Source organism: Pradoshia sp. Z5_111, assembly GCF_058267535.1.
The window spans coordinates 1-20,651 of sequence record NZ_JBZCPQ010000018.1; the positions used below are offsets into that span (position 1 = coordinate 1).

At 35.6% G+C, this 20,651-nt stretch carries 24 protein-coding genes and 1 riboswitch; of the genes, 10 read left to right on the forward strand and 14 right to left on the reverse strand.

Annotated features, from left to right (window positions below; all coding sequences use genetic code 11):
* The 4 genes from AC4D4A_RS18910 to AC4D4A_RS18925 all read right to left on the reverse strand — a co-directional run.
* The coding region (locus AC4D4A_RS18910) for an ABC transporter substrate-binding protein (RefSeq protein ID WP_490997256.1) at positions 1-879 on the reverse strand (879 nt) is incomplete at its 3' end.
* Between the two features lie 192 nt (positions 880-1,071).
* Positions 1,072-1,251: riboswitch (cobalamin riboswitch) on the reverse strand.
* 143 nt (positions 1,252-1,394) lie between these two features.
* Positions 1,395-2,891, reverse strand: coding sequence for an amidase (locus AC4D4A_RS18915; RefSeq protein WP_490997257.1), 1,497 nt, complete (start codon positions 2,889-2,891; stop codon positions 1,395-1,397).
* Positions 2,892-2,986: 95 nt separating this feature from the next.
* Complete coding sequence (gene murG, locus AC4D4A_RS18920; RefSeq protein ID WP_490997258.1) at positions 2,987-4,054, reverse strand: undecaprenyldiphospho-muramoylpentapeptide beta-N-acetylglucosaminyltransferase; 1,068 nt, start codon at positions 4,052-4,054, stop codon at positions 2,987-2,989.
* A gap of 131 nt (positions 4,055-4,185) precedes the next feature.
* Positions 4,186-4,728: a histidine phosphatase family protein gene (locus AC4D4A_RS18925; protein ID WP_490997259.1), complete on the reverse strand. Its 543-nt coding sequence runs from the start codon at positions 4,726-4,728 to the stop codon at positions 4,186-4,188.
* 247 nt (positions 4,729-4,975) lie between these two features.
* On the opposite strand from AC4D4A_RS18925, the gene AC4D4A_RS18930 reads away from it, so the two are divergent.
* From AC4D4A_RS18930 to AC4D4A_RS18940, 3 genes are all read left to right on the forward strand, one after another.
* Positions 4,976-5,242, forward strand: coding sequence for an acylphosphatase (locus AC4D4A_RS18930; protein ID WP_490997260.1), 267 nt, complete (start codon positions 4,976-4,978; stop codon positions 5,240-5,242).
* 145 nt (positions 5,243-5,387) lie between these two features.
* Complete coding sequence (locus tag AC4D4A_RS18935) at positions 5,388-6,164, forward strand: C40 family peptidase (protein ID WP_490997261.1); 777 nt, start codon at positions 5,388-5,390, stop codon at positions 6,162-6,164.
* Positions 6,165-6,334: 170 nt separating this feature from the next.
* Positions 6,335-6,643, forward strand: coding sequence for a hypothetical protein (locus tag AC4D4A_RS18940; protein ID WP_490997262.1), 309 nt, complete (start codon positions 6,335-6,337; stop codon positions 6,641-6,643).
* Positions 6,644-6,670: 27 nt separating this feature from the next.
* Here AC4D4A_RS18940 and AC4D4A_RS18945 read toward each other — a convergent pair whose 3' ends face one another.
* The 3 genes from AC4D4A_RS18945 to AC4D4A_RS18955 all read right to left on the reverse strand — a co-directional run bounded on the left by AC4D4A_RS18945 (position 6,671) and on the right by AC4D4A_RS18955 (position 8,408).
* Entirely contained in the window at positions 6,671-6,871 is a 201-nt protein-coding gene (locus tag AC4D4A_RS18945) for a ChaB family protein (RefSeq protein ID WP_066102205.1), read from the reverse strand.
* A 108-nt stretch (positions 6,872-6,979) separates the two neighbouring features.
* Positions 6,980-7,699, reverse strand: coding sequence for a YebC/PmpR family DNA-binding transcriptional regulator (locus AC4D4A_RS18950; RefSeq protein WP_066099835.1), 720 nt, complete (start codon positions 7,697-7,699; stop codon positions 6,980-6,982).
* 244 nt (positions 7,700-7,943) lie between these two features.
* Complete coding sequence (locus AC4D4A_RS18955) at positions 7,944-8,408, reverse strand: hypothetical protein (protein WP_148629613.1); 465 nt, start codon at positions 8,406-8,408, stop codon at positions 7,944-7,946.
* Between the two features lie 617 nt (positions 8,409-9,025).
* Here AC4D4A_RS18955 and AC4D4A_RS18960 point away from each other — a divergent pair.
* The 4 genes from AC4D4A_RS18960 (at position 9,026) to AC4D4A_RS18975 (ending at position 12,007) form a co-directional block, all read left to right on the forward strand.
* The gene (locus AC4D4A_RS18960) at positions 9,026-9,460 is read left to right on the forward strand and encodes a hypothetical protein (RefSeq protein ID WP_490997263.1); all 435 of its coding nucleotides are present in this window, start codon (positions 9,026-9,028) and stop codon (positions 9,458-9,460) included.
* Positions 9,461-9,886: 426 nt separating this feature from the next.
* The gene (locus AC4D4A_RS18965) at positions 9,887-10,111 is read left to right on the forward strand and encodes a hypothetical protein (RefSeq protein WP_490997264.1); all 225 of its coding nucleotides are present in this window, start codon (positions 9,887-9,889) and stop codon (positions 10,109-10,111) included.
* 361 nt (positions 10,112-10,472) lie between these two features.
* Positions 10,473-11,510 carry a MerR family transcriptional regulator gene (locus tag AC4D4A_RS18970; RefSeq protein ID WP_490997265.1) on the forward strand — a complete coding sequence of 346 codons (1,038 nt, stop codon included), beginning with the start codon at positions 10,473-10,475 and terminating at the stop codon, positions 11,508-11,510.
* A 20-nt stretch (positions 11,511-11,530) separates the two neighbouring features.
* Positions 11,531-12,007: a MerR family transcriptional regulator gene (locus AC4D4A_RS18975; RefSeq protein WP_490997266.1), complete on the forward strand. Its 477-nt coding sequence runs from the start codon at positions 11,531-11,533 to the stop codon at positions 12,005-12,007.
* Positions 12,008-12,115: 108 nt separating this feature from the next.
* Here the strand turns inward: AC4D4A_RS18975 and AC4D4A_RS18980 are convergent, their stop codons facing one another.
* The gene (locus AC4D4A_RS18980) at positions 12,116-12,658 is read right to left on the reverse strand and encodes a GNAT family N-acetyltransferase (protein ID WP_066099858.1); all 543 of its coding nucleotides are present in this window, start codon (positions 12,656-12,658) and stop codon (positions 12,116-12,118) included.
* 26 nt (positions 12,659-12,684) lie between these two features.
* Positions 12,685-13,167: a GNAT family N-acetyltransferase gene (locus AC4D4A_RS18985; RefSeq protein WP_490997267.1), complete on the reverse strand. Its 483-nt coding sequence runs from the start codon at positions 13,165-13,167 to the stop codon at positions 12,685-12,687.
* A gap of 206 nt (positions 13,168-13,373) precedes the next feature.
* On the opposite strand from AC4D4A_RS18985, the gene zupT reads away from it, so the two are divergent.
* Positions 13,374-14,183 carry a zinc transporter ZupT gene (zupT, locus tag AC4D4A_RS18990; RefSeq protein WP_490997268.1) on the forward strand — a complete coding sequence of 270 codons (810 nt, stop codon included), beginning with the start codon at positions 13,374-13,376 and terminating at the stop codon, positions 14,181-14,183.
* A 62-nt stretch (positions 14,184-14,245) separates the two neighbouring features.
* On the opposite strand, the gene AC4D4A_RS18995 is transcribed toward zupT, so the two are convergent.
* Positions 14,246-15,067 carry an STAS domain-containing protein gene (locus AC4D4A_RS18995; protein WP_490997269.1) on the reverse strand — a complete coding sequence of 274 codons (822 nt, stop codon included), beginning with the start codon at positions 15,065-15,067 and terminating at the stop codon, positions 14,246-14,248.
* A 771-nt stretch (positions 15,068-15,838) separates the two neighbouring features.
* On the opposite strand from AC4D4A_RS18995, the gene AC4D4A_RS19000 reads away from it, so the two are divergent.
* Positions 15,839-16,102 (forward strand): hypothetical protein, encoded by a 264-nt coding sequence (locus tag AC4D4A_RS19000; protein ID WP_490997270.1) that lies wholly within the window; start codon positions 15,839-15,841, stop codon positions 16,100-16,102.
* 51 nt (positions 16,103-16,153) lie between these two features.
* Here the strand turns inward: AC4D4A_RS19000 and AC4D4A_RS19005 are convergent, their stop codons facing one another.
* Positions 16,154-16,663 (reverse strand): LURP-one-related family protein, encoded by a 510-nt coding sequence (locus AC4D4A_RS19005; RefSeq protein ID WP_490997271.1) that lies wholly within the window; start codon positions 16,661-16,663, stop codon positions 16,154-16,156.
* A gap of 239 nt (positions 16,664-16,902) precedes the next feature.
* Between AC4D4A_RS19005 and AC4D4A_RS19010 the strand changes: the two genes are divergently transcribed.
* Complete coding sequence (locus tag AC4D4A_RS19010) at positions 16,903-17,193, forward strand: hypothetical protein (RefSeq protein WP_490997272.1); 291 nt, start codon at positions 16,903-16,905, stop codon at positions 17,191-17,193.
* 163 nt (positions 17,194-17,356) lie between these two features.
* Here the strand turns inward: AC4D4A_RS19010 and AC4D4A_RS19015 are convergent, their stop codons facing one another.
* The 3 genes from AC4D4A_RS19015 to AC4D4A_RS19025 form a co-directional block, all read right to left on the reverse strand.
* On the reverse strand, positions 17,357-18,319 hold the full coding sequence (locus tag AC4D4A_RS19015) for a S8 family peptidase (RefSeq protein ID WP_490997273.1): 963 nt from the start codon (positions 18,317-18,319) through the stop codon (positions 17,357-17,359).
* Between the two features lie 389 nt (positions 18,320-18,708).
* Positions 18,709-19,422, reverse strand: coding sequence for a 6-phosphogluconolactonase (locus AC4D4A_RS19020; protein WP_490997274.1), 714 nt, complete (start codon positions 19,420-19,422; stop codon positions 18,709-18,711).
* 373 nt (positions 19,423-19,795) lie between these two features.
* On the reverse strand, positions 19,796-20,651 hold an 856-nt coding region (locus tag AC4D4A_RS19025), incomplete at its 5' end, for a DMT family transporter (protein WP_490997275.1).

The following is a 20,651-nucleotide window of genomic DNA, read 5'->3' on the forward strand; positions in this document are numbered from 1 at the left end:
TTCATTATTCTTAAAGGCCTTCACATTTTTAAGAGCCGGATCCTTTTTCCATTCCTCGACGAATGTTGCTTTTGAGCCATCATACTGCCAATCACTTGTAATAATCACATCTGGATTTAACTCAACTAATTTTTCCTTTGAAAGATTCGGATAATCAGGATACTCTTCACCGGTAATGCCCGCTTCTGTAATGGCATTTATCCCGCCTGCTAAGGTGATGATTTCTCCTATTGTAGTATTCTCAGTAACTGAAGAATTTTGCTGTGTCCAGTAAACCACTCGTTTTTTATCTGTTTGTGCTTTTGCTTTCGTTTGTAAATCTGACATCCTCTTTTTGACATCAGCTATGATTTCTTCTGCTTTATCTTCTTCGCCAACAATGGTACCAACCTCCATTAGACCCTCCAATACACCTGATATAGAGGAATCATCTTTAAGTTGGTAGGTGGTGATGTCTGCAGCATCAATTTGTTTAAGAACCTCAGGATCTACATAGGAAGGAATCAGCACTAAATCAGGCTGAAGTGACAGCACCAATTCAGATGTAACTGATTTAATTTTTGTATCAATGCCATCTGTTAAATCTGCTACATTTGAAATCCCTGAGTCTGTCGACATTTTCGTAACCGCTGCAATTCGGTCCTCTTCAACCAATGGCAGTAAATATTCATCAATAGCTAACGTGGTTGAAACAATTCTTGAAGGTTTTTCTTTTATTGTTATCTCTTCCCCACGACCATCTGTTAATGTTTTCGGATACTCGCTAGTTTCCTGGTTTGTTTCTTTTTTCTGGTTGTTTACTGTCTCATCATTTCCGCATGCAAACAATGCAAAAACGGACAAGAACACCAAAAATGTTAAGCTTGCAATTTTTTTCATCTCACTATTCTCCCTTTAGTAAAATTTATTTATATTTAGCGATTTTACGCTGAAATATTAAACATAAAAAAGCCTGTCTTCCCGGTTAAGGAAAACAGGCTTGATTCATGCACAGACAAAAGAACGCTGTCAAAATCAGCGTAAAGACAAAATCATCTCTACGTTCGCCATCCCTTTTCCCACCGAAAAGTAAGCAATACACATTCATAAGCAGGTTTCCTGACTCTGAGCTTCACTTTACTCTCACACCTTCCCTTATTTAAAGGTGGTCACGTGATTTCATCAGCTCTTACAGTAGCGGGGGCTGTTCCAGATTTACACTGGATTCCCTTTTACCTCACAAAAGTGAGCACTTATGATTGTTTTAAATTTTCGTATTATTAATATATCATGTTGAAAATGTAAACGGAAGAAATTTTCGATATATAAGAATCTCATAAATATAAACAAGCGAAATGACTGTTATAATTGACCCACTGAATTACACGCATCATCAAGTCGGGCTATTACTTTTATCACCATCCAATATATGGATTACTTTTCTGTCCAACCCATATATCTGATTGCTCGATGAACGCGCCTATTTTTAAAAGCCAATCTTCCCTTCCCTTTGGAGCCATCAATTGCACTCCAATAGGTAAGCCTGAATATGTCATATGAACAGGCAAGCTAATCGCAGGCTGTCCAATGATGTTTGCCAACTGTGTAAAAGGTGTATACGTTAAACTTGGTTTAAACATTTCATAGACCATTGCTAACTGTTCAGAAGGTTTTAGTTCATTCACCTTTAATAGGTCTATACACTGTTCAGCCGTATGCGTCAATTCGCCCACCTTTGGCGCTGGAAAAGCTGTTGCCGGCGTCAAATATAAATCATAATCCTCATTGAACCTGGCCATTTCTGCAGCCGCCGTATCCCATTCAGCTAAACTGCGTGTAAACTGAACAGCTGAAACATTCTGCCCGGCAGTTCTGAGTACCCATGTGACGATTTCTATATCATTAACGGTAATCGGCCGTCCCATAGCTTCCTCAATCGACAGTATATCTGCTGCCATTTCTCCGCTATTCATAATATAGTAATTTTCCATTAGGCGGATTCCATCTACCCCATTATCACATTCTTCTATGGTGAATCCTGCCTGTTCCAGCCATCGGACTGTCTTATGTACTGCTTCTACAGCTTCTTCACTAACGGGTGTTCCCACCGGAGATTTTGTGGAAAAAGCAATTTTAAATGTTTCTTTCAATGGATTCGAAAGCTCGTTCAAATAGCTCCCATTATATAAAGGTACCTGAAAGGCAGTATCCGGCTGAATGATTTGCAAGGCATCCAGCATAGCTGCACTATCACGAACCGTTTTGGTTAAGGCAAAATCAACCGCAGCTCCATGCCATTGGCGGCCCACACCTGGACCTACCGGTGTCCTCCCCCTTGTTGGCTTTAAGCCTACTAAACCAGTGAATGATGCCGGTATTCGAATAGAGCCTCCGCCATCACTGGCACCGCTGATAGGAACCATACCTGAAGCTATACTGGCTGAAGCTCCGCCGCTTGATCCACCCGATGAATGCTGCAGGTTCCATGGATTACGTGTCGGTCCATATACAGCTGGCTCAGTAATATTTTTCAAACCAAACTCCGGAGAACTCGTCTGTCCAATAATGACAAATCCTGCCTCACGAATTTTTTTCACAAAATTAGAATCCCGTTTAGCAATCCGATTTAAAAGTAATTTTGAACCGGCTGTAATTGGTTCTCCTTTAATGGATTGAGATAAGTCTTTTAATAATATAGGTACTCCCGCAAAAGGTCCGCGAATAGATTCAGACCTTCCAGCTTCCATCATTGCCTTTTCGAATCTAGTTCGAATAACTGCATTTGTTTTAGGATTTAGTTCATTTATTTGTTCAAATGCGTCCTCTATTAATTCTATTGCGGATACTTGTTTTTCTTTTACAAGCTTCGCTAACCCAAGTCCATCATATTGGGTATAACATTTAAGATTCATTGCTGCGACACTCCTACTTTTTTGCTACAAATCCTGTTTAGTTTTCTGTTTTTATGATTTTTTTCGTATATAGAATATTACTTACTATTTGAACATTAAATTTTATAGGTATCAATCAATTCGTACAAGCGTTCCAGACCATCTTCTTCCTCAAAATGTTTCATTTTATCGATAATCATCTGTTTGTTTCTAAATATAGCTTCCACCTTATCAGCTAGCATGTTAAACGAAAGCTCATCCTCTTCAATAACATAGGCAAATCCCTGCTTTTCAAATGATTCGGCATTCATGATTTGATCGCCTCTGCTGGCTTGCTTTGATAATGGGATTAAGACCATTGGAATCTTTAAACTTAAAAATTCAAAAATAGAATTTGATCCGGCCCTTGAAACAGCAATAGCTGTCATAGCCAATATATCTGCCAAGCCTTGGTTCATGTATTCAAACTGAGCATATCCATTACGATGTATGGTGGAATCTACTTTTCCTTTTCCACATAAATGAATGACATTAAAGGTTTTGAGCAATCTGTCCAAGTCCATACGCACAGCCTTATTCAATGCTTCAGAACCCTGACTGCCTCCCATGATTAATAATCCTGGTTTTCTTGCAGTAAATTGGCACATTTTCATTCCATTCGATGGGTCACCCTGACGCAGTTCATCTCTTACAATCGGCCCTAAGAAAAAAGACTTTTCTGCGGGAATATGATTTTTAGCCTCAGGAAAGGTATAACAAATTTTTTGAACAAAGGGCAGCGATAGCTTATTGGCCAATCCTGGTGTAATATCTGACTCATGTGAAATAATCGGTATGTTCCTGCTTGCTGCTGCAAGAATGACAGGAACGGAAACAAAACCACCTTTTGAAAAGATAATGGACGGCTGTACCTGCTTAATAAGCTTTCTAGATTGCATAAAGCCTTTCAAAATATTAAAAGGGTCTTTTACATTTTTTATATCCATATATCGGCGAAGTTTACCTGTGGATATAGGAAAATAAGTGACACGATCAAACTCCTTTATCAAAGAGACTTCAATTCCATCCTTAGACCCTATATAGAATATCTCCCAATCCCTTTCAAGCAAATAGGGAATGAGCGCTAAATTGACAGCAACATGCCCAGTTGAGCCCCCACCTGTTAAAATGATTCTTTTTTTCATTTTATAAACCTCCGACAAATTTAAACGAGTTATGGAAAATACCATTATTGCTATGTATGTTAAGATATGAAATTTAGTATTTAATCTCTCCTATTCATCCTTTAATCAAAATCGGGAATTTTATCAGTGACTTACTTCCACACCCTTTTGATATCGATTTGATTCCCATCTATCATCAAACAATACACATCCGGATTAGTCAGTCCCAACCATGTATCGTAACCAAAGGATTCATCCAGATGATTTAAAATTAAAGTCAGTAAATTACCATGTGTTACAATTAATGTATTGGTATACTCGCTCTCCAATGTCTCCTTTATTACAGAAAAGCCTCTTTTAGCAGCCTCATTGCTTGATTCTCCTCCGGTTAATTTAACATCCCGTTCCAAAAACGATTCGTATAATCTTTTTTTCCAATCAGGTAAATCATGTTCAGATAAGATTCGTTCCTTTAAACGTTCATCATACTCGAGCTGTACATTCTTTTCTTCAGCAATCGCTTTACAAGACTCAATCGCCCTTTGATATGGACTGCAAACTATGCGCTCTATTGAAATAGAGTTAAAAAAATCTGCCAGCTCACTTGCCTGTCTTTTTCCTTCTTCAGTTAATTTACACTCCGAACCCTGACCGGCAGCCTCACAATGTCTAACTAAATATATGTATTTCAACATGTCACTCTCCTGCTCTCTGCTCATTATATTTACTATATTCTACCATATAAGAGTTTTCACGAAAGCTACAGATTGTGATTCATCCTATTGTTGATAGTTAACTAAAAAATAAGTACCATTAAAATATAGGAATATACATTTAAAAACACTATTCTAGTGTTGAGGTAGCTAGTCTTGTACATACATCAAAATTCTAAATATATAGATACTTGGATTCTATCTATGTTTCAGATTAGGAGGATAAATAATGAAGCAATATCATATTATCGTCTCTGGGGTCGTTCAAGGTGTAGGATTCCGCTATTTTACTCTGCTTACAGCAAAAAATTATGATATACACGGGTGGGTGCGTAATTTAGCAAATGGTGATGTAGAAATTGTTGCACAGGGGACAGAAGAAGCATTGGATCATTTTCTTGGTAAAATTAGAATTGGTCCAAAATATAGTCAAATAAACCATGTGGAGGTTAACACCCAGGCCGGTAATGAATATAAAAATTTTACAATTAAGTAAACTTATCCAAAACACAGAAAACTCACTTTTATTACAATAAACTTTCTGTTTTATTACATTTAGGAAACATACCTAGTAATTTTTTGTCGAATCTACTACACTAGGCTAGTACTTTAAAATTTTACTAAGTTTAGTGGGGGTCTACATGAAGAAAAAAGTTTTATCTATTACTGCTACCGCTGTCCTGGCGTCTTCTATCTTTGCTGGTGCTGCTTCTGCTGCTACCGTTACAGTTGCCAAAGGTGATTCACTATGGAAATTAGCAGTTAAATATAATACTACTGTGTCTGCAATTAAAAAAGAAAACAACCTAACGTCTGATACTATTTACATAGGTCAAACACTTAATATAGGTGAAAAAACGACTGCAAGCACTTCTACAAAGAAATATACGGTAAAATCCGGTGATTCTTTATGGAAAATTGCAAATACCTATAATACAACTGTTGCAAACTTAAAATCTTGGAATAATTTAAAAAGCGACACCATTTATGTTGGACAAGTATTGGTTGTAAGCAAATCAACTACTTCAACTGGTACGACTTCAGGCAGTACGGTTACAAAATCAGAAGCTGAGCGCATGGTTGCTACGGCAAAAAGCTTAATTGGCACTCCTTATAAATGGGGTGGAACAACACCATCAGGATTCGATTGCAGCGGGTTCATTTACTATATCGTTAAACAAGAACGCCCAAGCTTTACACGTACTAACACAGCAACTTACTTCTCTACTATGAAGAAAGTAAGCACACCTTCTGTAGGTGACTTTGTATTCTTTGAAACATATACTTCCGGTGCTTCTCACATGGGAATCTATGTTGGAAACAATAAATTCATCCACGCTGGCTCCAGCGGTGTTGTACAGGCTGATATGACATCATCCTATTGGAAACCAAAATACTTAGGCGCAAGAAGCCTATAATATATTTAATCGGTGAGCACATCTGGCTTGCCGATTTTTTATTTTTTCTCAAGAATTATGATCTCATTATTTGAGGATTTATCTAAATTTATACAATTAGAAATTAGCCGTATAGCCGAATATCATTCGGACATCATATTCTTAAATCGGTTATGCAAGGAGATTGTCAGATGGCTAAAGTATTTGGAAATGACCCATTACATATACTATTTGCATCCATTCCCGGAGAAACTGAGCTGGATTTCTGGGAGCAACAAAATAATGGCTTATCCTATCATAAAGGGATATCATGCCTGGAAGACGGCAGTTACCTAATTATTGAACAAAGGCAATGGGTTGAACAAGAAAGCATCGGCTACCCCATTTCAAAGGAAGATGCCCTAAAGGAAATTCTCTTATCAGATAATCTTCATTTATTAAATCACCCTAAATTTTGTGATTTAAAAATTCTTTATGAAAAGACAAAGAATACTCCATAATCAAAGGAGTATTCCAGTTAAATGAACCTATTCTTTTTCTACCCATTCTCCATCATCGTTTTTCTTGTATTTATTTTTCACTGCACTCCAGGCTACTTTAAAAGCTGTTTCTTCTTCATCGTATTCTTCTCTTGCCGAATTAAAGGCTTCTTTAAATATTTCCTGAGCATGATGCGGCAACGAGTCCTTTACGGAATCAGGGAGTTCACTAACAGATTTGTAGGGCATATGATAAACCTCCAGTAATAAATGTTTTAACATTCTATTACCTTGTACCCCATTCTTTAAACAAAAAGTCTCTCCAAAGGAATACCTCGGAGAGACATTAAATAAAAATTATTCACCAAGATCAACATTATGATAAACTTGCTGAACATCCTCTAAATCTTCAATTGCATCAATCATTTTTTCAAATTGCGCCTGTGCATCTGGATCCAATGTTACATCATTTTGAGCAAGCATGGTAAGCTCTGCCACAGTGAATTCTGTAATTCCAACATTTTTCAATGCTTCTTGAACAGCATGGAATTGATGCGGTTCTGCATAGATGATAACCGCCTCATCTTCTTCCAGGATATCACGAACATCTATGTCTGCTTCCATTAGCAATTCAAGCACTTCATCAGATGTTTTCCCTTCAATACCAAAAACTGCTGTAGCATCAAACATATAGGCAACAGATCCGCTGACACCCATATTCCCGCCATTCTTACCAAACGCTGCACGGACTTCTGAAGCTGTACGATTAACATTATTCGTTAATGCATCCACAATCACCATGGAACCATTTGGCCCAAAACCTTCATAACGAAGCTCATCATAGTTTTCTTCTGCTCCGCCTTTAGCTTTCTCAATCGCACGATCAATAATTGCTTTTGGTACACTGTATGTTTTTGCACGTTCAAGTACCATTTTTAATGCTTGGTTAGATTCGGGGCTTGGTTCACCCTGTTTTGCAGCTACGTATATTTCACGTCCAAATTTGGCATAAATACGACTGGTATTAGCATCCTTAGAAGCCTTTTTCTCTTTAATGTTATTCCATTTACGTCCCATTATGAACACTCTCTTTCCACTATATCTACTTAAAAATAGTAATACGAATAAGCTTTTACTTCAATACTTTTTGTTACAATCCCTTGGTTTCTCCAAGATTCTATGTATAAATGAAGCAACTTTACTATTATACCTCATATATTATACATTTTACGGTTAAGATAATGAAGGAATAGAGATTTTAAATTTAATATCAGGGAGCGATTCACTCAGTAAAGAAACCCTTTAATTAATCTTATTAATGCTACTCAATATCTAACACAAAGGTATAAGAAATCGTACCATCATTCCATTCAGCTAATACTTCATATATATAACGGCCTTTACTTGCAGGAATATAAAACTGATTATTTTTATGTTCAATTTCTTGTCCTCTTCCCTTTTCATTCCATAAATAAATTTTAATATTCGGGTTGTCTTCAATTTCGATAGTGGCTTTTTGAATAGATTTAACCTTAATTGGTTCCATGTTGTCTGCTATTTGGTAAGGAGAGGCATAATCTGTTTGCACCATTTCCTTCTCACTCCCGATAATCCTTTCCCAATTATAATTCCCTTTTTCCATCTGATACTCAATTCCATTAACCAATACTAGTCCCTTCATAGATGGAGGAAATTCATTCGCAATGGTTTCTTTATCGGCATTATTTGAACAACCTGTCATTAGAAGTATAACGAATATTAACATACCCATAATATAGTTTCTCATATACTGTTACCTCCATTCTCTTAACTCTCAAAGAAGACTTATTGGGATTTTAAAACTGTCACCTTTTACATCTATACAAAACCATAATTATATTATGTAAATTAATAACCCTCTTACGAGTATGGATATTTTAATAAATCTTATTCTATAGCGGACAATGCTGATGAACAATCTCCAATAGATATTTAGATTTTTCCAAGGAAAAACTCATGTAGCTTCCATTGCAGACATTACTCCAAAAAACAATAATATATATCACCTGACCACTTCTTTATATTTCAACAAAAACTGTGTAATTCCTCTTTCTATAGTACGTTTAATTACCGCTTATCAACAATAGAGCCTCATTTAAGGATGCATTTAATATGGCTTATTATACAAAAATAAAGTTTGCAATTAACTTCTTATAATCACAATCTATCCATTCATTCTGGCAATATGGACATTAGGAAGTTGCTTTGGCCTAATCCGTAAGTATTCGAATTTCTTTACCTTGACGTAGTCATCAATAAAATGTAACTTATTACCAAAATGCATAAAACTATTTCTTTCTTCCCTGATGTTCATTAAAATGTAATTACAAAAATAGGTATCTTACGTAAGAAAGGAAAAAAGGCATGAAGAAATTATTGTTTATAATACTTACACTTGTAATGTGCATGGGATTAGTTGCATGTGGCGGTTCATCTAGTAATAAACAGGAGGAAAGTACACCTGCTAAACCACTAGATCTTTCAGGTACTTGGGTTCAAATTAATAGCAATTCTGATGAAGCATGGCAGGAAGCTACAATTACAGATAGCACAATTGAAATCAACTGGATCAGTGATAAAGGGGAAACCAAATCATTGTACTGGTCTGGCACATATAAAGCGCCAACTGAATCCACTGATGAATATGAATGGACATCTAAAAATGATAAAGAAAAAACTGACAGTGCCTTATTAGCATCTGGTGCTGACACTAAAGATTTCACTTATAAAGATGGTGTGATTTCCTATGAAGCATCAGCTATGGGAACTACTACTACTATCAAATTGGAAAGACAGTAAATCATCCTTAAAAGCACTTGGAAAAATACAGGTCAGAGGCCAAATGCCTTCTGGCCTTTTCTCATGAACATCATCATTTTTTTAAATTGAACACCTTTTCAAAGGAAGTATCCCTTTAAATTAGCAACGCCAACTGTACATGATCATCTACTTTACCTCCCTTTCTCTATTTGGGTTGTACTTTCGCAAACTAACTACATCACTGCACCGATTGCTAATAACAAAATCTGAATAATTTATTTTCCACCTTTTTACTTCCGTAAATTTCATGCAAACAATGAATTCCTGAAAATCAGCCATGTGTAATTAAGGATCTCTTAACAAAAAAAATATTAAGCATTATTTGTTCACAAAATATACACAATCTGTTACGATAATTGTAACAATTTAAATTGTTTTACTATTCCTACAAAGGGTGGGGTTCAAATGAAATTAAAAACATACGGACTATTTATACTTTCCATTATTTTTGCCGCTATAGGACATTTTAAAGTTTCCGGAAGCATACAGCCAAATGGTGTTGAGGTATACTCCAACACAACCGTTTTGGAGAGTATTTCCAACGGAGTTTTGTTAGGTGGATTTGTCTTCTTTATCGGAATGGCAATGCTAGGATATTCTGTTTATAACTTTTTAAAAGAACATTCTTAATGTATGACCCTCAGTTACCTGCTGAGGGTTTTTTATTTGCTTTCCTTTCGGCCCTATACCTCTTTAACTGTTAAGCTACAACCTTCACTTTTTCTACCGCAAAATACCCCAAGCTTTCCTGTTTCCCCCTTTATCGTGCATTTAATTGCCATGCCTCGTCCCTATTATGAATCCTTCCCAGCATTCTCTGTTTTTAGATAGGTAAACCTCCCGAAATGAACATAAAAACAAGGACTCTGAAGAAATACAACTTGTTTTGATAGCTTTTGTCATGCAGCAGGAAAAGTATATTGCCTGTGAAGAATACATGTATTAGAGAGATACAATAAACCCAAATGACAAAGGGAAAGGATTGTTAACTATGAAAGATAATCAAATTTTACGAGCATATTCCATTAAAGAAGTTTCACGGAGAATAAATGTACCTGCAGGAACAATCCGCCAATGGGAAAAAGACTTAAATGGTGTATTAATTATTCCGCGTTCTAAACAGGGAGCCCGTTTTTATACAGAAGTTGAAATCGCAATTTTAAAAAGAATAAAAGAAATGCGTGATAAAAATCTCAGTAAGGAAATTATTAAAGACATGCTGCAAAAACATTTAACTCAAGAAAAACAGCCCGTTTCAGAACCCGCTTCTGAAGATTCCGGAACCTCATTGGCTGTTGTAGAGAAACCAGCTGAACCAAGGATGGAGGATTTCTTGGTAGCCATGGATGATTATAAGAATAATTTAATGAAAGAAATGTCTGCAGAGTTACGAAATAATCGGAACCTTATGATTGAAGAGGTAAAAAAAGAAATTTCACAAGGTTCAATTGATACGATTAAAGGCCTATCGAAAACAATTCAACGATCCAATATAAAAACAAATGGGGAGTTACGAAAGCTTTCTTTAACTGTTTCAAAAGCATCAGAGCGTACATCCGAGACATTCGGAGCGCTAACGACCACCATTGCGAGGTCTTCAGAGGGAGCCTTTGAATCGTTTTCCAAACGGATATCCGAAGCGGCCGCAGACGGTTATCGCGACTTACTTGCAGATCTCTCTGCTTCCGTAACAGAAACACAACAGGAAATTAAAAGTGTAACAGAGGCCATGTATCAGGATCGTGAGCAATATTTTGAAACGATGAATAATGAATTAGACCAATATCGAAATGACATCCGTCAACGGGAGGAAGCTTTTAAACAAATGGTCATGAGCTTCAGAGATGCGGCACCTACAAAAGAATTAGAAAAACCAAAAACGGTGAAATTCAAAGATGTTAAAAAGAATAAAACAAAGGAAAAAGGAAAAGTCAAACCAGAAAAAAAGAAGCAGGATAAACAGACTTTAAAAGAAAAGGATACGGTTACAGCAGAAAAGAAATGGTGGAGTTTTCGACGCAAGAAGTAAAAACTAAAGGTGGTGTCAAAATGAATACAAACGAAGTAGCTAAAATATTAGGCGTTTCATCAAGTACAGTTAAACGTTGGGTTAAACACCTATCTATTGAACCAGCCAGAAATTCCAAAGGGCACTTTATCTTTACAAAGGAAGAATTCAGCCAATTGGAGCACTATCATAATCAAGATCAATTTCAATCCGTTCAAATGCTCCCTCATCCAAATAACGAAGAGGTAGAGAAACTGAAATTAAAAGTTAATGAGCTCGAATTAAAACTATATAAAAAAGCTGATGGTGTTGCATCCATCCAGCTATTGCAGCATCGAAATGAACTTGAGGATTTGTTGGCTATCGTTAATGAACTGACAACTAGAATCGATCATCTTGAGACCCAATTAAGCGGAACAAAAAAACCTCCCGCTATTTCTAAGCCGATTGCACTTGAAACCATAAAGTCCAGGCGAAAAAGGAAACGAAAAATAACACAAATCATGTTTGGGTTATAAGGATATTAACTTAGAAGTATAACGGGACTTTTTCAATAAGTTCCGTTATTTGCTTTATTATTGTCTGTATACGTCCGACCGCCGAAAAATAATACAGCGGAGTATTTATCAGTGTTTCCATTCCGGTTTCGTAATTGAAAATACATAGGCATCATGTGATTGATTTCTCTGATATAAATATCCTCGAAGTGTCCCTTCTAATGTAAAACCCATTTTCAGCAACAAATGATTAGATGAAGTATTAGCCGGATACGTAATAGCCCCTATCCGGAATAAATCAAGTTGATGAAAGGAATAGTTTACTACTGATATAATAGCTTCTGTTGCATATCCTAACCGCCAAAAATCCGGATGAATCTCATACCCAATCTCGGCACGTTTGCTTTTTAAACTAAGATTATTTAAGCCAACTGTACCAATTAACTGACCAGATTCCTTTAAAGTAATACCCCACCTTATGGATTGCCCAAGTGCCAGCCCTCTATCCAGAGTTGCAAAAATTAAAGCAGCATCTTCCTTTTTGGTCAAAGGCTCCATCCCATAATACTCCATTACTTCTTGTTTAGACATGATCGTAAAATACTGGTTTAGATGAGAGGTATTTAATCTTACTAATTGTAAACGCTTAGTTTCTAATTCTACAAAATCCATTTAAACTCCTCCATTTCTTATCCCCTTTAAATCTTCAAATGCAAAACCATTTGTTCTCCTCTTTTCCCCATTCTCCTCTCCCCCATATCCTTAAAGCCGCAGTTTATGTATAAGGATTGAGCAGGGATATTTTTCAAATTCACTAGCAGAACAACTTCATCAATTTCCTCAAAATGATTTTTGATAAAGCTGGAGATCGAGTATAATGCTTGTTTGGCAAACCCTCTCTTTTGGTATTTATAATTAACTGAAAAACTGGTTAATAACAGTGCTCTATGGTTTGTCGACACTTCAGCCACCCTTTTGCCACTGTATAAACAGAAAAAGCCGACTGCCTTTCCGTTATTAAGAATCAACACTGGAAACTTATCACAATCCTGATATACTTGTTCCAATACTTCAAGCGGATATGATGTAAATAGATATTGTTCAGGGGGTAGCATATAATCTCTTATACCTTCTATATATTCGTCGGAATAACTAGCTAATGTAATTTTAGAAGTATCCAAATTTCATCCTCCATATTTTTCAAAATAGAAGTAATAATTTATAATACCTAATTTATTTTAAAGATTCAATTTTTTTATGAACAATATACTTTTGACGAACATATTAATTAAAGTATAGAATTATAATCTATAGAGTTATATTTTGATTTTACTTGATTCAAAAAGGTACACTATGTTTAAGTTATAAGATTAGAGAGGTTTTCATAATGGATCAAACTATTTTATTTGCCTTTGCATTAACACTCATGGCTGGTTTAGCAACAGGAATCGGGAGCTTGATTGCTCTGTTAACATCTCGTACCAATAAAATGTTTTTATCCGTTTCCCTTGGCTTTTCTGCCGGAGTCATGATTTATGTTTCAATGGTTGAAATTTTTGTTAAAGCAAAAGATTCTCTTGTCAGTGCTTTAGGTTACGAAAAGGGCTATACAATGACAGTGGTTGGTTTTTTTGGCGGTATCTTACTTATCGCCTTAATTGACCGTTTCATCCCTAAGCAAGGGAATCCTCATGAACCAAAAAAAGTAGAGGACATGAATAAGCCGCGAAGTGAAATTCATAGTGATGAGCTTATGAAAATGGGTGTGTTTACCGCTTTGGCTATTGGTATTCACAATTTCCCGGAAGGTATCGCTACATTTACATCAGCAATACAGGATCCTGGCTTAGGAATAGCTATTGCAGTAGCCATCGCTATTCACAACATACCCGAGGGGATAGCCGTTGCCGTGCCTATCTATTTTGCGACTGGGGATAAACGAAAAGCCTTTAAACTTTCATTTCTCTCCGGATTGGCAGAGCCAGTCGGTGCTCTAGTAGCTTACTTACTGTTAATGCCATTCTTAACTGATATGTTGTTTGGAATTATCTTTTCGGCGGTTGCGGGGATTATGGTATTCATTTCGTTGGATGAATTATTACCTGCAGCTAAAAAGTATGATGAAGGACACCATGCCATCTATGGTTTGATAGCAGGGATGGCGTTAATGGCAATCAGTTTATTATTATTTATTTAACCAGCTATTTCAAAAAAAGCAGCTCCTGAAAATTCAGGACCTGCTTTTTTTTACTAAAAGTTTTAAAGAAATCTTTTGATAGCTTGTTGAAGGCTGCCCATGGTAGTAGCTTTGTTTTCAAAATTAATCCCCATATGGATAATTTGCTGTACAATATCGGGGCGAAGTCCTGTGATAATGGATTCACACCCCATCATTGAAGTACCCTCAATTAACTTCATTAGTTGATCAATAACATCAGGATCCATCTCAGCTATACCGGATAAATCAATAATTAAGGTTTGGATATGGTGTTCTCCAACTGCCTGTAACGCTTTCTTTTCTATAATTTTCGACCTATTATCATCCCATACACCGATTAGTGGTAAGATACAAATCGTCGGTGTGATCGGTATAATCGGTACGGATAAATTTTCAACCATTTTAGTCTGCTTTTCAATTAATATATCTTTATAATTCGAATAGCTGATAAAGAAAGTATTCAAGAAACTATCAATTTGATTATTAATTTGTTTCTCCATAATAAAAAAATCTTCCATATTAAAAGATTCTTCTGATTGTTGAACAAATTGATTGATAAATGCCCACATCGTTCTTCTTATTGCCTGTACCCATTCCAATTTAAAATTCAAAGTAAGGGAATGAGTAGCCCAAGCTATGCCTTCTTGCTTAGTAAAATCAATAACTTCTTTCTTCTCCTGGTCAAGAACGTATATAACCAGTTTATGGGCGTTATTTATCAAATCAATATTGCCAATCAGTAAGATTTCTTCTATTTTCCGCCTGACATTTACTGCTTCAGATAATAACATATCGCTAAAGGACTGGCGATTTTCCACGATATATTCTTTGATCATGGCAGCTTTATCCAAGGTTGTATCCATTCTATCCCTCCTATTATAGTCGTCTGGCTACATAAATTTTATCAGACACTTCAATAATCGTAAAATTTAAACTCTTCCCTTTCTAAGGTATTTAATAGGTCATCTTATTAATTCGTATGACAGAAAAGCTACAAAGGATTTTACCCTTTATAGCTTTTCATATAGTTTGTTGTTAGTAGTCAAAGGTTGAGTACGAAAATCCAAATTAAAGGAAAATAAAGTAAAAAATTCAATAGATACGAAGATAAATGTGATATAAATATTTGCAGTATTTTAATTAGATAGGGGATTCAATGTATAAAAGATTTTGGGGAGTTTTAACATTTTTGAGCTTATATGTAGTTGTTCCTATACGTGTTTTCCACACCTAAACTCTTTCCTAATTTAAGCCAGCGAAACCAATTGAGGCAGTTATTCAAATATTAAGTTGGCAATAACTTAAATATGCTAATGGATTTTCAGTCTACTATAAAAAATATCGTTATTCCCTCTTTAAGCTTATTATATCAACCCCCTTTTCGTATCACCACTACGAAAACAGCCTTTAAAAAAGAAAAGTCATGAAGGATTATGTATGCTGGAACGAATCGTTGGTCACTTAGAAGAACATAAAAAAAAACTAGAATGAACCCATATAATCTCGCTTACAGAGTTCATTTTAGTCTCATAGTAATTGTTATATTATAAATAGTTAACCTTGATTTCACTACTTTTTTGTAAATACATTCATATACTAATATGGATTATGAAAATTTTTAACGGAGGTTCAGGATGCTAACGATAAAATCCTTATATGGAGTCACAGCCATGAATTTATTTATCCTTTTGCCCTTATTAACAGAGTCCTTATTTCACGATTGGTCATTTTCATTTTCCCAGCTCGCTTATTTTGTCTGTCCCATTATTACCTTGATCATACTTATGAAGATTGTCCAATTAGATTTATTAAAATCCTATCATGGTGCCTTCAACTTTGTTATTCAACTGCTAATTGGATGCACTTCAATTATTATCGCGTTCAATGAGTCTGGCTAAGTCACCTCTATTTACTCTTTTAGTTCTATCAACTAAAGAGTAATCTTCCAGCTATACGGTACTATTCGCAGCTGAATGACTCCTTTTTTGAATAGCATTTACACCCATAACAACAGCTATCATTTCACCTATTTCAATTTCATCGGAAGTTTTAGACAATTCATAGGCAGGACTTGATAGGATGGAGTTGACTTTTCTAAATCGGCCAACTTGCTTTCCTTTTTCACTGAGGATTTCATATCTTTTAGAAAAGGTTTCTGAATCGATGCGGAATATACCCCGATCATGAGCTGTGTATTCATATTTTTTAGCAAAAAAGCTAAATCTCGCACGTACAAAACCAAGTTCATCCCCTTCTTGATTTGTAACAATCCACCTGTTGCTGAAAAGCGGGAATTTGCCGCTTATCAAAATATTCCCCTTCAGATCTAATACATCAATCGTGGAAGTAAAAGCACTTTTTAAATCTAATTTACCAACAATGTGTTCATCCTTTGTATAAATATCTTTTTGACCAGATGAAAAAAAACTATCTGTAAAGTATAAATTCTTATAATCCATATTGCCACTCCCTGACATTCTTAATTCCCTCTTCATTAACATTTCTACATCTAAAACCGTATTCCTGCCTTAAAATATATATTGCCACTGAAGTTTGTCTACCTTTATAATGAATACAAAATTATCCATTTTGACGATATACCCTAAATGAATCGCATTCGTTGATGAAGCCCTTTATCCTGCTGTCCACCAATCATTTTTCAACTATTAAAAGAATAACTAATAAAGGAGTGGAGACATTGGATTGGAATTTATTTGGCGCCTTAGCAATTGCTCTCTTTCTTATTCGCTGGGATCAGAACAGCATTACACTTATTAATTTATTTAAAGAACTGTTGATGATCGGCTTGTTTGTATTCATTTTATCCTTTAGCCTTAAAGTTGAGAACCTAGCATTTTCCGTTTTCAACTATGTTCCTGAACAATTTGAAATATGGACTGGCGCTCTTCTCTTCATTTCCTTTATTGGTGCATTGACTCACAGAGGCTGGCGCACTTTCACCACAAACCATATCAATCGTCATCATTAAATATCCATTCCCTACATAAACGAAAGGACTGCCATACTGAGCTAGCTATTCAGTGTGGCAGTCCTTTTTATGGTTAAGCGGCCAATCTCATTATCACTGTTATATTGAAGATTTTCAAATTCTTCTCAATCGCATCATAAGTCTATTTTGCACTGCCAACCCTCTACATATTTATAACATCATTTAAAGACAGTTTATTAACCAGCTCTGTTAAATAGTCAGGGGCTGTCAAATACAGCAAGCCATTTCCCTCTAATTTAGGTGAGTTCCCAAGCGGTATTGTTCTCTTAATTAATTGTGCGTATATTTCAGGCTCACTTAAGTTACGTTCAAAGCTGTTATTGGTCATAACCTTAATAAGAGCCATTGCTCCTGCCACATGAGGCGTAGCCATAGAAGTTCCACTTAAAGTCGCATATTTTCCGTTCAAATAAGTGGATAGAATTTTCTCACCAGGTGCTACCAAATCGATTTCTTTATTGGAATTAGAAAATCGGGATGACCGGTGTTCGAGATCAATCGCGCCAACACTGATGACTTCGTTGTAAACTGCCGGATAGCAAAGCTCTTCCGTCTCTTCTTTACCATCTCCATCATTGCCTGCGGCACAAATAACTGCAATATTATTCATAACTGCCTTCTTAATTGCTTCATGCAGCTCAGGTACATCTTCTGTTCCCCCTAGAGACATAGAAATAATATCTGCTTTTTGCTCGATCGCATAAAGAATCCCGTTAATAATCCAGTCATATTCACCGGAGCCATCCTTATCCAATACTTTCAGAATAAGCAGCTTGGCAGCTGGAGCTACCCCAACTACCCCACTTTTATCTTGCGTGGCTGCAATTGTTCCCGCCACATGTGTACCATGCCCGTTATAATCCTGGAATTTATCAGGGTCACTATCATCGTCTGCAGTAAAATTCCGGCCGCCAATAATTTGCTTAGCCAAATCAGGATGGCTCACATCACAACCAGTATCCAACACTGCAATGGTTACACCCTCACCCATCGTAACATTCCAGATTTCAGGGGCTTCAATCATTTCAATTCCCTTTGGCACCTCATTGACCGAATCAAGCTGTTGATCAATATGATATGGTATAACTTGCACTTCTCTCTTCATCTTATCTCCTCCACTTGAGATTAATTTGAAGCCGGTACCAGTTGTTACCCATATTTTAACAATATATACAAAATTATTATAGATACATTCGAACTGATTTTAAATCTGTTTTTTTACATAATTATTCAAAATTCATGGTTACTACTAATCAATCTTTATATTTTGACAAGTAACGTTATGATCTACCTTTAGTTTAAAACTAATGAACAATTTCTGATATTCAAATATGAAAGACAAATCCTATTTATATCACTATTATATAATCCGGTTATCTCACCTTTTCCCTAATTGCAAAAACCAATAAACAGTATAATGAATATTCAGAAAATAAAGTTTAAAGCTAGATAGCTTATTTTATTGAATATTGAATTGCATACCATATACCTTTTTTAATAAATCCTTAATAAGCTACCAGCTTCCTGATCTAATAAGAAAGTTGTATTTTGGTGTAAAGATTTCTTTTGAGTATGTAAGTGTAAATTGTCCTTTAGTGTTTTCCTGATTATTTGTGCTTTATGCAAACCATTCGCCAACACAATAACTTCCCGGGCTCCCATTATATGCTTATATCCTACCAAGTAAGCTGCAGGCAGGTCCTGTGAATTAAACTGATTATAATAGGCCTTATCTCCTATACGGCGAACATGTGAATAACAAGAAAAAGAGCTACTGGCACTAATAAACCCAATCTTGCAATCTCCACCAATTCCTAATAGGACTAAATCTAATCCCCCATTTTTAATGATATCATTATCAATTCTCTTACATTCCTTATGAGGTATCTCAGATTTCCCGTTAAAAAAAACCAATTGTGAAGCTTTGACATTAACTTTAGAAAAAAATTCTTTATAAAGGAATTGATTGCAGCTGCCTTCATCATAAGTGCTTCTGCCCATCCATTCATACATAACTGCAAAGCGGCACTCTGAAAAATCAACCTTCCCTAATGAATATTGATTTGCTAATATCTCCAATATTCGCCTAAGACTATTTTCGGCTGGGAGACCTATAAAAAGGTTCGGTTTTTCACTGATTTCTTGTATGATTATTTCAGCCGCAGATGTAGACATCTCTTCATAATCTTTAAAAATTGTATAATTCATTTTCTCACAATACTCCTTCCAATGTTTAAACAATTAATTCATTATCTAAAAGATGTATATCTATTCGGTCATTCATTAACTAATTCAATTTGTGAAATTCAAGTGAAAGTATAGACGCGGAGTAAGTAAACATTATGTGAAAAACCGAGGAGGTAATATACTGTATTGAAGTTAGAAGTTATAAAGAATTGTTGGTTTATCAAACTATCTTTCCAATAATACAATGCTTCTATCCTCCTAGGCAAGAAAAATGTCTGAAATTTTTGTTAAATTAATCAGAAGAAAGTCTTACTAGGAATTAAAAAAAGAAAAAATGTCAATTTCAGCAGAATTAACATTACAAGTGGATAACTATTGATATATTTCTACCTTTTTACATATCTTTTGCATTAATCGTATTCTCTTTTTTCTCAGAAGAACTTAAACTATGCAAGACCATTCCAAATATGACAATAAATATTCCAATCATAGCCGAGGTGGAAGGAAATAAAATAGATAAGAATAACATTTCACCTGCTAAAGCAAACAAAATTTCCATGGATTGAGTTGCCTCTACCGCTGCCATCTTTTTCATATCACCATTAACGAGATCAGTTGCTTTAAAAAATAGAACGGTGGCAATGACTCCTGAAGAAATAGCAACTATTAATGTTTGAATGTTTTGCATAGGGCTTGGCGGTCCAACTGTAGACAGCGCCAGAATGGAGACGATAATCCAAAGAGGTAAGCTAGCCAAGGTCATTCCAAGTACTCGTTGATATGCATCCAACCGACCTTTTGTAATTTCCATCATTTTACGGTTTCCTAATGGATAGGCAAATGCTGCAATCAGGATTGGAATAAAACCGAATAAGAAATCATTTATTGTTAACCGATTCATATTTTCCATCTGTATCAATAGAATCCCCAGTAAAATAATGCATGAGAAAAACAATTGCTTTTTAGGTATGATACCTTTTTTTGAATAAATCCCCTTTGTAGATTCAAAAAATAATGGAGTCAATAAAGTTCCTGCCACTATAGTAATTTGCCAGGTTCCCGCTATAAGCCATCCTGGAGAATACGCTGCCGCAAAACATAAAGGCAGATAGAACATACCAAAACCAATGAAACTCCAAAAAAACCATTCCTTTAAGTTTTCTCGCATAATGACAAACAATTGCCATAAATTCTTTCGGAAATAAACAATTGCCATTAAAAATGGAATCATATAAATATAGCGCAATGAC